The 14,448-nt window shown below is 70.4% G+C and carries 11 protein-coding genes and 1 pseudogene; 8 read left to right on the top strand and 4 right to left on the bottom strand.

Annotation, left to right across the window (positions count from 1 at the left end):
- Window positions 1-6 precede the first annotated feature (6 nt).
- The 8 genes and pseudogenes from OG622_RS05480 to OG622_RS05445 all read left to right on the top strand — a co-directional run bounded on the left by OG622_RS05480 (window position 7) and on the right by OG622_RS05445 (window position 8,512).
- Window positions 7-3,423: a Tat pathway signal sequence domain protein gene (locus OG622_RS05480; RefSeq protein WP_371573827.1), complete on the top strand. Its 3,417-nt coding sequence runs from the start codon at window positions 7-9 to the stop codon at window positions 3,421-3,423.
- A 128-nt stretch (window positions 3,424-3,551) separates the two neighbouring features.
- Window positions 3,552-4,733 (top strand): alginate lyase family protein, encoded by a 1,182-nt coding sequence (locus OG622_RS05475; protein ID WP_371573824.1) that lies wholly within the window; start codon window positions 3,552-3,554, stop codon window positions 4,731-4,733.
- A 21-nt stretch (window positions 4,734-4,754) separates the two neighbouring features.
- Entirely contained in the window at window positions 4,755-6,359 is a 1,605-nt protein-coding gene (locus OG622_RS05470; protein WP_371573822.1) for a glycoside hydrolase family 43 protein, read from the top strand.
- The gene (locus OG622_RS05465) at window positions 6,356-7,156 is read left to right on the top strand and encodes an alpha/beta fold hydrolase (protein WP_371573820.1); all 801 of its coding nucleotides are present in this window, start codon (window positions 6,356-6,358) and stop codon (window positions 7,154-7,156) included. Before OG622_RS05470 ends, OG622_RS05465 begins: the two co-directional genes overlap by 4 nt.
- Before the next feature lie 4 nt (window positions 7,157-7,160).
- Complete coding sequence (locus OG622_RS05460; protein WP_371573818.1) at window positions 7,161-7,382, top strand: S-4TM family putative pore-forming effector; 222 nt, start codon at window positions 7,161-7,163, stop codon at window positions 7,380-7,382.
- A gap of 154 nt (window positions 7,383-7,536) precedes the next feature.
- Window positions 7,537-7,782, top strand: a pseudogene (locus tag OG622_RS05455) (DUF2975 domain-containing protein); the annotation flags it as partial.
- The gene (locus OG622_RS05450; protein ID WP_371573816.1) at window positions 7,782-8,012 is read left to right on the top strand and encodes a helix-turn-helix domain-containing protein; all 231 of its coding nucleotides are present in this window, start codon (window positions 7,782-7,784) and stop codon (window positions 8,010-8,012) included. The pseudogene OG622_RS05455 and the gene OG622_RS05450, both read left to right, overlap by 1 nt.
- Entirely contained in the window at window positions 8,009-8,512 is a 504-nt protein-coding gene (locus tag OG622_RS05445) for a hypothetical protein (RefSeq protein ID WP_371573814.1), read from the top strand. The genes OG622_RS05450 and OG622_RS05445 overlap by 4 nt, the downstream gene beginning before the upstream one ends.
- A gap of 40 nt (window positions 8,513-8,552) precedes the next feature.
- On the opposite strand, the gene OG622_RS05440 is transcribed toward OG622_RS05445, so the two are convergent.
- The 4 genes from OG622_RS05440 to OG622_RS05425 all read right to left on the bottom strand — a co-directional run bounded on the left by OG622_RS05440 (window position 8,553) and on the right by OG622_RS05425 (window position 14,447).
- Window positions 8,553-10,304: an RICIN domain-containing protein gene (locus OG622_RS05440; protein WP_371584009.1), complete on the bottom strand. Its 1,752-nt coding sequence runs from the start codon at window positions 10,302-10,304 to the stop codon at window positions 8,553-8,555.
- Window positions 10,305-10,446: 142 nt separating this feature from the next.
- Entirely contained in the window at window positions 10,447-12,588 is a 2,142-nt protein-coding gene (locus OG622_RS05435; protein WP_371573813.1) for a beta-galactosidase, read from the bottom strand.
- A gap of 54 nt (window positions 12,589-12,642) precedes the next feature.
- Window positions 12,643-13,572, bottom strand: coding sequence for a carbohydrate ABC transporter permease (locus OG622_RS05430; protein ID WP_371573811.1), 930 nt, complete (start codon window positions 13,570-13,572; stop codon window positions 12,643-12,645).
- Window positions 13,569-14,447 carry a carbohydrate ABC transporter permease gene (locus tag OG622_RS05425; RefSeq protein ID WP_371573809.1) on the bottom strand — a complete coding sequence of 293 codons (879 nt, stop codon included), beginning with the start codon at window positions 14,445-14,447 and terminating at the stop codon, window positions 13,569-13,571. The genes OG622_RS05430 and OG622_RS05425 overlap by 4 nt, the downstream gene beginning before the upstream one ends.
- Between the last annotated feature and the right edge of the window lies 1 nt (window position 14,448).

Here is a 14,448-nt window from a genome sequence, read left to right as displayed (position 1 = left end):
AGAGCCGTGTCCAACGCTCCCAGAAGACGTGAAGTGCTCAAGTACGCCGGGACGACCGGTGTCGTCGCCGCAGGCCTGGGCCTGCTGACCTCCCGGCCCGCCGCCGCGGCACCCCTCACCGGGCCCGACGCGTCAGCGGCGTCCGAGAAGGCCGTCAGCAAGCCCCTGGACATCGTTGTCTTCGGCGACGCCGACTCGGAGGCCGCGCACGGCCTCACCGCCACCCTCTCCGACACCGTCACCGGCGGCCTCGGCCAGAGCGCCCGCGTCCTCAACCCCACCGCACCGGCGAGCTACTGGGGCGGCACGCTCAAGTTCGACGTCGCCGTCAGCCCGGCCGACACCACCTATGTCACGGTGCGCCTGTGGGGCGACGACCACGACGACACCTCCGGACAGGCCGGCTCCGGCACGAACATGTGGCGGCTGCAGCTCTTCGTCGACGGCCTCCAGGTCGGCCACCAGGACGAGGGCGCCGTCGACAGCCTCGACATCCTGGACACCGCGCCCCGCACCCCGGGCCGCTTCTTCTTCCACACGCTGCCGCTGCCGGAGAGCACGACGTCCGGCAAGAAGCAGGTGACGCTGGAGATCCGTGCCATGGGGCGCATCTGGTCGTACGGCCAGAACCCCGAGCAGCTGTACCGGACGATGACGACGCCGTCGCGCGGCATCTACCGCGTCTACACCCACACCGAGCCGTACTTCGTACCACCGAAGGGCGAACCGCAAGGTCCCGCACCGGAGTTCGAGCCGCGCGCGGTCGAGGACGCCGAGGTGCTGGAGGCCGTGCGCCGGCGCGTCGCGAAGGACCAGAAGTTCTACCTCACCACCGCGAACCCGGCCGGCATGGACGCCTTCGCGTTCCAGACCCTCGCCGAGGGCTACCTCTGGTCCGGCAGTCCCGCCCACCAGAAACCGGCCGCCCTGGACCGTGTCCTGCGGGCCATCGACGGCCGCTACACGGCCTGGAAGTCCGACGCCTCGGTCCTCACCGGCTCCGACCAGCAGTGGCAGGGCTTCGGCCGCGTCGGCCTGACGCTGGCCCTCCTGTGGGAACACCTCGGCGACCGCCTGGACCAGCGGGTCACCGGCTCCCCGTACGAGATCACCAACCCGGACTTCGAGGAGGGCGACGAGACCCCCATGGGGTGGCAGGCACCCGGCTGGGGGCAGACCTCCGGCGCCACCTGGTCGCGGGACACCACGGTCTCCCGCGCCGGCTCCGCCTCGCTGAAGCTCCAGGTGCCCGCCGCCGGCGGCAACATGTACACCTACTCCAGCCCCAAGACCCGTATAGGAAAGGGTACTTACACCTACGCGGCCTGGATCCGGACCGAGGGCGTCACCGGGACCGGCGCGCACATCGACCCGCTGTTCTACGACGCCGACGGCAAGCTCGTCGGCAGCGGCCACAAGAAGTTCGCGACCACCGGCACCCACGGCTGGGAGTACGTCTCCATCGACCTGGAGACCCCGTCCGGCGCCACCCAGGTGGAGATGCACCTGCGGCTGTCCGGCCCCGGCACCGCCTGGTTCGACTCCGTCGAACTGATCGGGCCGGCCGAGCTACGCAACCCGGGCTTCGAACAGGGCACCGCCACCGTGCCCCTGGGCTGGACCGTGCCCAGCTGGGGCAGGACGGCCGACGCCACCTGGTCCCGGGTCACGGACGTCTCCCGCGCCGGCTCCGCCTCGCTGAAGCTGGCGGCCACCGCGTCGAACGGCTTCGTCACCGCCTTCAACACGGCGAAGTTCCAGGTCGGCGAAGGTACGTACACCTACAGTGCGTGGATCAGGACGGACGCCGTCACCGGCACGGGCGCCCACATCGACCCGCTGTTCTTCGACAAGGACGGCACGCTCGTCGGCAGCGACCACCGGAAGTTCGCCGCCACCGGCACCCACGGCTGGGAGCAGGTCTCGATCGACCTGGAGACCCCGTCCGGCGCCACCCAGGTGGAGTTCCATCTGCGGCTGTCCGGCCCCGGCACCGCCTGGTTCGACGACCTGACCGTCACCCCGCCGAAGAGCGCCGGCACCGCCGAACAGCCGGTGCGCCGCGCCGCGTACACCGACATGCTCAAGTCGAGCCGGGACTACTGGCGGCAGCACTTCCCGCACTACACCAACCAGTCCCAGATCTGCGCCATCGGCCTCTACCAGGCCAACCGGGGCCTGAGGCTCCTCGACCCGGACCTCGCACTGCCGGAGGACAGGGCCCGCGACTACATGTACCAGTCGCTCGGCATGAAGCCCTACCTCGGCCGCGAGGACAAGGACGGCAACCCGACCAAGCCGCTCGGCGAGACCTACCACCAGGTCACCAAGGCGGGCCTGACCCGCGAGTTGGGCTATGTGGGCAGCTACGGTGAGGTCATCGACTGGCTGGTCATGATGTACGAGTCCGTCACCCGCGGCCACGACGCCCAGGAGGCGCCCGAACTGCGCGAACAGATGATCAAGATCATCAAGGCGCGCGGCCGGTTCCGCGTCGTCGACGTCGACGAGACAGGCGCCCGCGTGTCCCGGATCGAGACCGTCATCGGCTGGCGCAACGAGGTCTACCCCGGCGAGATCGCCTACGCCTCCCGCACCGCCTGGGACTCCAACCCCGTGATGTCCGCCGCCGTCTTCAACGACCCCGACATCGTCGGCTGGACCCAGGAGATGGTGGACGACGGCCAGTTCTACCGCCAGCTCGATCTGCTCATCAACCACACCTGGACCCGCGTCGGCCTCGCCGCGCTGCGCCTGGTGTCCCGCGACTGGGACGCCTTCCAGGCCCTCGCGAACCGCCCCGCCCGCATCCCCACCGCCTGGGAGCGGCCCGACTTCGTCTTCGCCGACGAGGAGAACGGCTGTCTGGCCGTCAAGAACGGTGAGGAACTGCTCTTCGCCTCCCTCTACTGGCGGTCCCGCCAGGGCGTCAACGACTACGCCCGCGTCCACCACCTCACGCCCGTCGACCAGCGCTCCGCGACCGTCCGTCAGCGCTCCGCCGGCACCACCGACGAGACGTTCACGGCCCGCGACTGGATCCTGTGGGACTACGCCATCAACGACCCCGGGGCCGGCCACCTCCCGCCGGGCGGCTTCCCGCCGCCGGGCGACCCCCTCCACCAGTCGCAGGAGGGCGACGTCTACCACCTCGCCCGGGTCCCCGACGACATCCCCGACCCCACCCTCGGCGTCCACTTCGACGGCGTGGAGACCATGCTCGTCGGCCGCGCGCCGTTCTACCTCTGCGAGTACGGCGACTACCTGATCGCCATGAACACCACCACCGACCAGACGTTCACCCTGCCGGCCCGGCAACAGTTCGGCCCGGCCCGCGACCTCGCCACAGGCAGGACGATCGGCGCCGGGCAACGGCCGAAGCTCGGCCCCCTCAGCACCCTGGTGCTCCACCGGGGCCGCTGACCGGCCAGGGGGGCCGGTGCGGTACGGGGGACCGCACCGGCTCCCCGCCCTCTTCCCCATCCCCGCACTCCACGTCGCTCTCCTCCGCTTCCCGCACTCAACGTCGAGTGAAAGAGGACAGACAGCCCATGACAGAGCCGCGACCTTCCACGACACCCGGCGCACCCAACCGCCGCCGCTTCCTCCAGATCACCGCCGTCGGCGCCGGCACGGCCGGCTTCGCCGGAGCGTCCCTCGCCGGGGCGAACCAGGCCGCCGCCGTCACCTCCGGCCTGACCACCCTGACCCACCCCGGCGTACTGCACAGCCGAGCCGACCTCGACCGGATGCGCGCCAAGGTCGCGGCCGGCGCCGAGCCCTGGCTGGGCGGGTACAACGTCTTCAAGGACGACTTCTTCTCCCGCTCCACGTACACCGTGGCGGGCGGCCGGGCCACGGTCACCCGCGACCCCGCCGGCGATTCCGGCAACGCGGAACTCTGGTACGACTGCAACGCCGCCTACCAGAACGCCCTCATGTGGTACCTGACTCGCGACACCGCGCACGCCACCAAGGCCCTGACCATCATCAGGTCCTGGACCAACGCCCTCCAGGAGATCAACGGCAAGGACGCCGAACTCGCCGCCGGGATCTACGGCGCCAAACTCGCCGCCGCCGTCGAGATCATGCACTACACCGGACCGGCGGGCAGCTGGACGGCTGCCGAACTCGCCGACACGGTCGCCATGTTCGAGAACGTCTTCGTCCCGCTCATCAACGTCTACGGCGACGGCGCCTACGGCCTGATGGGCCTCAAGGGCATGATGCAGATCGCGGTGGCCTGCAACAATCTCGCCCTCTTCGACAACGCGTACAACGCCTTCATGACGCACAGTTGCTGCGGCCTGACCAAGCTGATCCAGTCCGGCACCGGCCAGTGCTGCGAGTCCGGCCGCACCCAGGGATACGCCCAGCTGATCCTCGGCTCACTTGCCGAGATCTGCCAGACCGGCTGGATCCAGGGCCTCGACCTGTTCGGCGCGTCCGACTCCCTGCTGCTGTCCGGCTACGAGTACACGGCGAAGTACAACCTCGGCAACACCGTCCCCTACGACGCCACGTTCGGGCGCTGCGACTGGCACTGGTCGAGCATCTCCACCGACGGGCGCGGCACGTACCGCAACATCTACGAGATCGCCTACAACCACTACGTGAAGCGCGCCGGCAAGTCCGCCCCGTACACCGCCCAGGTGGCGAGCGGGCTCCGGCCGGAGGGCGCTCCCAACCAGTGCGACCACCCGGGTTTCGGCACCCTGCTGTTCACCCTCTGATTCCTCACCACGGAGTTCTTCGTGATCCACAACCCCGTCCTGCGCGGATTCGAACCCGACCCCGTGATCCTGCGGGTCGGCGACGACTTCTACATCGCCACCTCCACCTTCGAGTGGTACCCGGGTGTTCGCCTCCACCACTCCCGGGACCTGGTGAACTGGCGGTCGCTGGGCGGGGTCCTGGACAGCCGGCGCTTGCTCGACCTGACGGGCGTCCCCGACTCCGGCGGCATCTGGGCGCCCGGACTCTCGTACGCCGACGGCCTGTTCCACCTCGTCTTCACTGTGGTCGACACCTACGCGGAGGGCTGGAAGGACCTCCCGAATCACGTCATCACCGCCCCGTCGATCGAGGGGCCGTGGTCGGACCCGGTGCCGCTGCACGGCCGGGGCTTCGACGTGTCCCTGTTCCACGACCGCGAAGGCACCGGACGCAGTTGGCTGGTCAACATGCGCTTCGACTGGCGGCCGGAGCGGGAGTCGTTCGCCGGGATCGAACTCCAGGAATACGACCGCACGGCACGCAAGCTGCTCGGCCTACCCCGGACGATCTCCGTGGGCACCGCCGCCGGGGTCGCCGAGGGCCCGCACCTCCACCACCGGAACGGCTGGTACTACCTCGTCCACGCCGAGGGCGGCACCGGCTACGAACACGGGGCGGCGGTCGCCCGCTCCCGCGATCTGTCCGGGCCGTACGAGCCCGACCCCGCCGGACCTCTGCTCACCTCCCGGCACGATCCGACCCTGGAACTCCAGAAGGCCGGGCACTGCTCGCTGGTCGAGACCCGGGACGGCCAGTGGTACGCCGCGCACATCACCGCCCGCCCCTACGGCGAGCGCGGCCGGTGCGTACTGGGCCGCGAGACCGCCCTGCAACCCGTGACCTGGACCGAGGACGGCTGGCCGCGCATCGCGGGCGGGGTCCCCGCGGTCACGGTTCCCGCGCCGGGCCTCCCGCCGGCCCCCGTGCCCGAGCCGCCCGCCACGGACCACTTCGACGCCCCCACGCTCGGCCCCGACTGGTCCACCCTGCGCCGCCCGGCCGGCCCGGAGTGGGTGGAGCCGATGTCCGGGCGGCTCCGCATCCGGGGCGGCCAGTCCCCGGTGGGGCGCCGGACACCCAGCCTGGTCGCACGGCGGGTGACGGCGCGGCGCTGCTCGTTCGAGACGGAACTGACCTTCGCGCCGGGCTCCTGCGACCACATGGCCGGGCTGACGGCCTACTACAACACCCGCAACTGGCACTACCTGTACGTCACGGCCGAGGACGACGGCTCCCCGGTGCTGCGGGCCCTGAGCTGCGAGGCCGGAAAGCTCACCGCGCACCCGCCCCGGATCCCCCTCGAACCCGGTCACCCGGTCGTCCTGCGCGCCGAACTCGACGGTCCCCACCTGCAGTTCTCGTACGGTACCGGCGGCGAGGGCGCTCAGGCGGCGGCGGGGCCGGTCCTCGACGCGACCGTCCTGTCGGACGAGCACGCCGACGAGTTCCACGAGGGACAGCTGAGGGTCCTGGGCTTCACCGGTGCGATGCTGGGACTCTGGGTGCAGGACCTCGACGGCTCCGGCGTGCACGCGGACTTCGCCCACGCCACCTACCGCACCATCCCGGACGCCCACTCATGACACTCCTCGACCTCGGCCGCATCCACCTCTTCTGCACCTCCCTCGGTCCGGACGACGCCCCCGCACTGCTGCTGGTGCACGGCTGGGGCGGCGACGGACGGGAGTGGTCGCCGCACGCCGAGGCACTGGCCGACCGGTTCCGCGTCCTCGTCCCCGACCTGCGCGGCCACGGCCGCTCCGAGGTACCGGACGAGGGCAACACCCCGGCGGAGATGGCGGAGGACCTGGCCGCGCTGATCGACTCCCTGGGCGTCGGGCAGGTCGTCGCCGTAGGCCATTCCATGGGCGTCCAGGTCGTCAACCTGCTCGCCATCGGCCACCCGCGGACCGTACGGTCGGTCATCGCCCTCGACCCCGCGCACGGCGCGCACGAAGCCGAGGTCGCGACGATCCCCGCCCGCCTCGCCGCGTACCGGGAGCACGGTGGCCGCGCCGCCGCCGCCTTCGTGGCCGGCGCCTTCTCCGCGCAGGCCCCGCCCGGCCTGCGTACCGCGCACCTCCGCACCGTGCTCGGCACACCGGACCACGTCATCGCCCAGGCCTACGCGGGCATGTACACCGACCCCGGCGCGGTGGGCGCCCGCCCGCACAGCGAGGCGCATCTGCGCCACCGAACGCAACCGGCGCTGACGGTGTGGACGTCCGAGCAGGCCGCCGAGTGGGAGCGCGGCACACTGCGGGTGCCCGGCTCACGCGTCGAACACTGGCCCGACACCGGTCACTATCTGCACGAGGAGCGGACCGAGCGCACGATCCGGCTCATCCGTGACTGGGCGAGCGGAGAGACACCCGGCTGACGGTGTGGCTTGCGCGCTGGGAGGGCAGCGAGGCCCAGCGGATACGGCCGCCCTGCTGCTCCTCGGCCGCCGGATCCAGGACGTGATCTTCCGGTCCCGGCAGTGGCACACCCGCGTGCCGGGCTGGTTCTTCCGCCGCTTCGAGAGCGCGGACCGGGCCGACTTCCAGGCCGCGACGCAGGACCTGCGGAACATCGTCGCACGCGCGACACCACAACCCGGCTGACACCGTGGCGACTTGGTCGTGCCCATCAAGGTGAGCGCGTGGCGGGAGGCTGTGGGGCAAAGGTCTTCGAACTACGGCCACATCCCGGCCGGGAGCCCGCCGGGACCGTGCAGGGCCCTGTTCTCGGCTGATCCGAGGTCCCCGATTCCGGTACGGCATAATTCAAGGTCAGATCGTTCTGGTCTGTGTGGGGAGGAGGCTGGCGACGATGGTCCGGCGCGACACGGTCTTCTCCCACGCCGCCCTCCGGTACGTGCACGGGGTGATCGGCGCGATGGTGGCGGCGGCGGTCCCGGGGATGGCGCTCGTCGTCCTCGTCCTGCGGATGCTGCTCGCCCAGGCCGTCACCCGCGTCGTCGAGGCGACGCGGATGCGTGCAGAACTGGCCGAGGTGATCTGATGCCGATCGCCGTCGACATCGACGTGACGCCGGCCAGGAGAAAGATGCCCGTGGGGGAACTCGCGGAACGCGTCGGGATCACCCCCGCCAACCCGGCGGTCCTCAAGAACGGCCGGGCCAAGGCGGTCCGCTTCACGACCCTCGCCGCGCTCTGCGAGGTGCTCGAATGCCGGCCGGGAGACCTGCCGCGCCGGGAAACCGGCGATACCGCGGACAGCGGCCGATCATGACCGATCGCGCGGGGCGCCCGCTGCTCTTCCTGGACATCGACGGAACGCTCCTGCCCTACGGCGGAGCACGGCTCCCGTCAGCCGCCGGGGAGTGGGACGACTGGCAGCACACGTCCAATCCCCAACTGGCGAAGATCGACCTCACCCACGGGCCGCGCCTGCTGGCTCTGCCCTGCGTTCTGATGTGGGCCACCGCATGGATGGACGACGCCAACGAAGTGATCGCCCCGCTGCTCGGGCTGCCGGAGCTTCCGGTCGTGGACCTGCCTCAGGCGCCCGACGCGTACGGCGCGGACCTGCTCCACTGGAAGACCCGCGCCCTCGTCCGAGCGGCGGCCGGGCGCCCGTTCATCTGGGCCGACGACGAGATCACCGGCCTGGATCGCGCCTGGGTGTCACGGCACCACCGAGGGCGGGCCCTCCTCCACCGCGTCGAACCCGAAGTGGGCCTGACGACTACGGATTTCCTCGTGTTCCAGAGGTGGTTGGGCGGCCTGTGAGGAGAGCCGAACCGGCTCTCCTCACAGGCCCTGGGCCTTGCTACCGGACCAGCTTCCAGTCCTGGGAGCCGTCCGTGGTGGCGTTCTGCAGGGTGAGGGATGCCCCGGCGGACGCACCGGTCAGGTAGAGGTCCTTGTTCTTGACCGACCGCAGCTTGACGTGACCGTTCGCGGACTCGACGACGGTCCACGTGCCCGTGGTGCTGTCGTCGACCCACTGGCCGATCCGCTGGCCGGCCGTCGCGTTGCCCGTCCAGATCGCCGCCGCCCGGCCACCCGACTTGTTGAGCAGCGTCACGCCACCGTCGGACTTGGTGACGACATGCCAGTACTGGGTGTCCGGGTCCGCCGCCGCTCCGGCGTCTTCGAGGACGACGTCGGGGGTGTCCCGGTTGCCGATGTTCGCGTCGGTGGTGTTGTTCCCGGTGCCGATCACCTGGCCGGTCTTCCGGTTCACCAACTGCTGGTAGACGCCTTCGGAGTCGCCGAGATCGACCTCGGCGTGCGCGATGGTCGACGTGCCCTGGTTGTTGAGGATCACGATGCGGCCGGTGCCCTCCACGTACTGCAGGTTCCGGCTGTAACCGGCCCGCGACGTCGTCTGGTACTCCTTCCACACACCGTCGGTGCGTCCGCTGTCGTTGACCCAGACGTTGCCGCTGCCGGCGGCGTTGTACACCAGGCGCCCGTCGGGGAGCCGGATGAGGACCGGACTGCCGCCCGCCGCGAGAGGACGGGAGCCGGCGACGACCGGCAGCGCGTCGACACCCATGCCGGTGGGGGAACCGCGGAAGAACTTCAGCGGGTCGTCCGAGATCCGGTACCGGGTGTTGGCCCCGCCGGCCCAGTACTCGTAGGTGAGCAGCCACTTGTCGTCCGCCGTCGGGACGATCGTCGTCATACCGGGCCGGCCGCCGCCGATCTCCGTCTTGCCGCCACCCATGTCCTCCGTCAGCCCGGCGATGTCGACGACGGGCTCACTCCACTTCTTGCTCTTGCCGTTCCAGGTCTTGTGGACCAGGATCTGGCCGTGCGAGTCCTTGGCGGTGTCGTTCGCCGGGTCGAGCTTCGGGACACCGGTGGCCGGATCGAAGCCGATGTAGTCGTTCTCGTCGGAGTAGTAGCAGACGAGCTTGCCCTTGCGGACCATCAGGTACGGCTCCCAGAGGGGATCCACCTGCTTGTGCTTGTTCGCGCTCGCGATGTTCTGGCCGACCGCGCCCGCGCTGCCGCCCTGCCAGCCGCCGGTCGCGACGACGTTGACCACCTGCCACGTCACGCCGTCGTCGGTGCTGGAGTACAGGGCGATCGCCATGTCGCCGCGGTCCCCGTCGTTGGACGGCGTCCAGTTCGGGTCGGCCGCCTTGTGCTCCTTGTAGTACTGGTCGTCGCCCGACACGACACTCGCCAGGAGCAGCGTGCCCGCCTTCAGATCGCCGACGCGCTCCGGCAGCACGTACAGGAACGGGTTCGTCCAGTTGCTCGTGTACTTCGCGTAGCGGGGATCCGTCGACAGGTACGCCGGGGCCTTGACCTCGGACAGCGGCTGCCAGGTCGTTCCGTCGTCGTCGCTCTTGTGGATCGGGAGGGTCTGCCGGTCGGCGCTTCCCGTCGCCGTCACGACGGTGGACTTCTCGAACGACGCGACCAGGCGCCCGCTCGGCAGCTGCGCCGACTTGGGGTAGACCGCGCAGTTGAACCGCCCCTTGAGGCACGGTTCGCTGCCGAGCTGGTACACGGTGCCGCCCGTCGGGTTGTACGCCTGGGCGGCGGTCATCGGTATCGCGAGCATCGCCGATGCTCCGACGACGCTGCCCAGCGCTCTGCCGAGTCTTCTTCTGTGCACAGCCACTCCTTCGGGGATGGAACAGGGACGGTCGGGGGTCTCGGGGCCCTCAGGCCTCAGGCCTCAGGGGTCCGGGGCTCGGGTCTCTTCAGACCTCGGTGTCGGTGGAGACGAGCACGCGCACGTCCCACGGCCCGAGTTCCAGCGACGCTCCCGCCGGGACGGACGTGCCGGTCAGCGCGTCGGACAGGGACACCGGAGCAGGGACGCCAGCGGGCTCCCAGGCCCAGTTGTGGACGATGTGGACGCGGCGGCCGTCGGGCGAGGTGCCGGTCGTCGCGGTCACGGACGCCGGGAGGTCGTGCCAGGTGTGGCGCGCGGACGGTGTCAGCCACTCGGCCAGCGCCCGGCCGAGAGCGCGGCCGGGGACCGTGCCGACGTACGTGACCTGGCCCGCGCCGTGGCGGCGGGTGGTGACGGCGGGCCAGCGCCCGAAGTGCGGGTGGTCGTAGGTGACCAGCACCTCGGCGTCGGTGGTGGTCAGGCCGTCCGCCCAGCGGGTCGCCGTGGCGCCCTCCGGGAGGTGGAGCGGTCCGCCGGGCACCGGTCGCACCGGCACCTCCCGCGCGAGGTTGCTGAACTCGTCGTAGCCGACGCCCGCGGCCTCGGTGAGACGCCCGGGGGCCCGTTCGGTGCGTGCGCGGGCCTCGTGGTCGGCGTAGCCGGTGCGCGGGCCGAGGACGAGGTGGCCGCCGGCGTGGGCGTAGGCGGCGAGCCAGTCGAGGGTCGAGTCGGCGGCGATGTACAGCGCCGGGACGACGAGGACCGGGTGGCGGCGGACGGCCTCCTCGGGCGACAGGCCCTCCCGGTCTCCGCTCGGGTCGTGCAGCTGACGGGCGTGCACGATCCGGACCTGACGGCCCGCGTCGAAGGCGCCCCGGTAGAAGGGGTCGAAGATGCGGTGGTAGGCGGTGGGGTCGGGCTCGCCGTCCGGCTTGGCGAGCGGCGGGTACTTCTGCATGAGCCACTTGCTCGGCGTCGAGTACACCATCGTGATGTCGGCGTCCGGTTCGAGTCCGGCGACGAGGGAGCCGGCCGTCTCGAACTCCGCGCCGAGGCGGGCGAGTTCGGCGTACGTGCGGCCGGGCTGCCCGGTGTGGGGGAGGATGCCGCCCCAGTAGGTCTCGGCGCCGAAGTGCAGGGTGTGCCAGTGCCAGTACTCGATCATCCGGGCGCCGCGCGAGACGAGCGCCCAGGCGGCCTGCCGCCACTGGCCGTCGTATCCGGGGCGGTTGTCCCAGGCCATGCCGATCGAGCCGGCGTTGGTCTCGGTGACGAGGAACGGCTCCTGGCGGGAGGAGAACATCCAGTCGGCGGTCTGGTACAGCGACCACACGCCGGTGGTCTTCCACTTCTGCTCGTGGCCGTCGGGGGTGGGGTCCGGGAGGAGCAGGCCGTCCTGCATGTCGTAGTACGGGTTGCCGGAGGCGACGTCGAGGCGGTCGGTCATTTCGTCGTCCTCGACCCCCTGGCGGGTGTACGAGATGCAGGTGGTGACGAACTGCTCGGGCGCGGCGTACTCGCGGACGAGGTCGGCCTGCCAGCCGATGAAGTCGGTGACCTGCTGGGCCTGGAACTCCCGCCAGGCGACGTCGTACTGCGGCTGTTCGTTGCCGTCCGGCGTCCACAGGTCGGCCCAGGTCGACAGCCGGTGGGACCAGTAGACCAGGCCCCATTCACGGTTGAGGGTCTCCACGTCGCCGTACTTCTCCCGCAGGTGGTCCACGAAGCGCTGGAAGACGCCGTGGTTGTGGAAGAGGTGCAGACCGGGTTCGTTGTCGACCTGGAAACCGATGACGGCGGGGTGGCCGGCGTAGCGGGCGACGACTTTGCGGATGACCCGCTCGGCGTGGAAGCGGAAGGCCGGGTGGGTGAAGTCGATCTCCTGGCGGGCGCCCCAGCCGATGCGCTCGCCGGTGCGCCGCTCGCCGGTGATCTCCGGGTACTGGCGGGCCAGCCACGGCGGCGCGGCGTACGTCGGGGTGCCGAGCACGACGGAGATGCCACGCTCATGGGCACCGTCCAGGACGGGCTGGAGCCAGTCGAGGTCGAACGTCCCGTTCTCCGGCTCCCAGGTCGACCACACCGACTCACCGACCCGGATGACGGAGACATGCGCGTCGGCCATCAGGTCCAGGTCGGTCTTGAGGCGTTCGGCGGGCCGCTCGTACGGCTGGTACTCGTGGTAGTACGCGGCGCCGAACAGGACGCGGTCAGGCAGAGCCGCCATGAAGAAGAACCTCCGAGAGAAAGAGTGGGGGGAATGGTACGAGGGCTGTGTGCCCTACTGCTTGACGCCGCCGGTGGCCAGACCGCTCTGCCAGTACCGCTGCAGCATCAGGAACGCCACGACGAGCGGGACGATCGAGATCAGTGAGCCGGTCACGACGAGCGCGAGCATGTCGCTGCTGGCTCCGGCCCCGCCGTTCTGCGCCTGCGCGGCCCAGGAGGCCAGGCCCACGGTGATCGGGTACAGGTCGGGGTCGTTGAGCATGATCAGCGGCAGGAAGTAGTTGTTCCAGGTCGCCACCAGGGTGAACAGCAGGACCGTCACCACGCCGGGACCCATCAGCCGCAGCGCGATCCCGAAGAAGATCCGGGCCTCGCCGGCCCCGTCGATACGGGCGGCCTCCAGGATGCTGTCCGGGACGGCGTCCTCGGCGTAGACGCGCATCAGGTACAGGCCGAACGGGTTGACCAGCGAGGGCAGGATGATCGCCCAGGGGGTGTTGGCCAGGCCGGCCTGCGCGAACAGCAGGTAGGTCGGGATGGCCAGCGCGGTGGTCGGCACCATGACCGCGCCGAGTACCAGGTTGAAGGCGGCCCGGTCGCCGCGGAAACGGTACTTGGCGAAGCCGTACCCCGCGGCGGCCGCGAGCAGCGCGGCCCCGACCGCGCTGACTCCGGCGTACATGACCGTGTTGAGCAGCCAGTGCACGAAGACGCCGTTGTCCTGGGTGAAGGTCTCCTTGATGTTCGTCAGCAGCTGCGGGGCGTCGGAGAACCACAGGCCGAAGCTGTTGAACAGGTCCTGGGTGCTCTTGGTCGAGGCGATCAGCAGCCAGCACAGGGGGAGGAGGAAGTAGGCCAGGGCGGCCAGCATGGCGATCGTCAGCGGGGTGCTGCGGCGGGCCGGGCGGCTTTTCCGGTAGGCGATGCGCGTCGGCTTCTTCGCCTTCGCGGCGACCGTGGGCGCCGGGGTGGTCGTCGTCACGGGGTCCTCCTGCGGTTCGCGGTGAGCAGGACGCCGTAGGAGGCGATCACGATGACGAGTCCGAGGAGGAAGGACACCGTGGCCGCGTAGTTGACCTGCTGGCCGGTGAAGGAGAGCGTGTAGGCGTAGAGGTTGGCGGTGTAGGAGCTGCTGATCACGTCTGGGGCGATGTCCTTGAGCAGTTTCGGCTCGTTGAAGAGCTGGAAGCTGCCGATCACCGAGAAGAGCAGGGTGAGCAGCAACGCCGGGCGGAGCGCGGGAAGTTTGATGGACCAGGCGATACGCCAGGCCCCGGCGCCGTCCATCGCGGCGGCCTCGTACAGCTCCTCCGGGATCGTGCGCAGCGCGGCGTACAGGATGATCATGTTGTAGCCGACGAACTCCCAGGTCACGATGTTCGCGAGGCTGCCGAGCATCCAGCCTTCGCTGAGGAAGGCGGGGACCGGCAGGTCCAGGTTCCGGCTCAGCTGGGCGAACGGGCCGAAGTCCGGGCCGTACAGATAGCCCCACATGAGCGCGGCGACCACGCTGGGCACCGCGTACGGGACGAAGATGCCCAGCCGGATCACGCGCGACATGCGCAGCAGGCCGCTGTCGAGCGCGAGGGCGAACAGCAGGGCCAGCAGCAGCATCACGGGGACCTGGACCACGAAGAACAGCGCCACGCGGCCGACTCCGTGCAGGAACTGGGAGTCGCCGAAGGCCTGGACGTAGTTGTCGAGGCCGACGAAGACCGTCCCGCCGATCAGACGTGTCTGGAAGAGACTGAGATAGGCGGCGTAGCCGAGCGGGGCGAGGAAGAGCAGCAGGAACAGCACCAGGAACGGTGCGACGAAGAGTGGTCCCGCCGAGCGGGTCCGGCGTGTGGCGGCCATC

Source organism: Streptomyces sp. NBC_01314 (assembly GCF_041435215.1).
Lineage (GTDB): Bacteria > Actinomycetota > Actinomycetes > Streptomycetales > Streptomycetaceae > Streptomyces.
The sequence above is the reverse complement of the archived record's forward strand: the minus strand, read 5'-3'. Positions and strand labels throughout refer to the sequence as shown.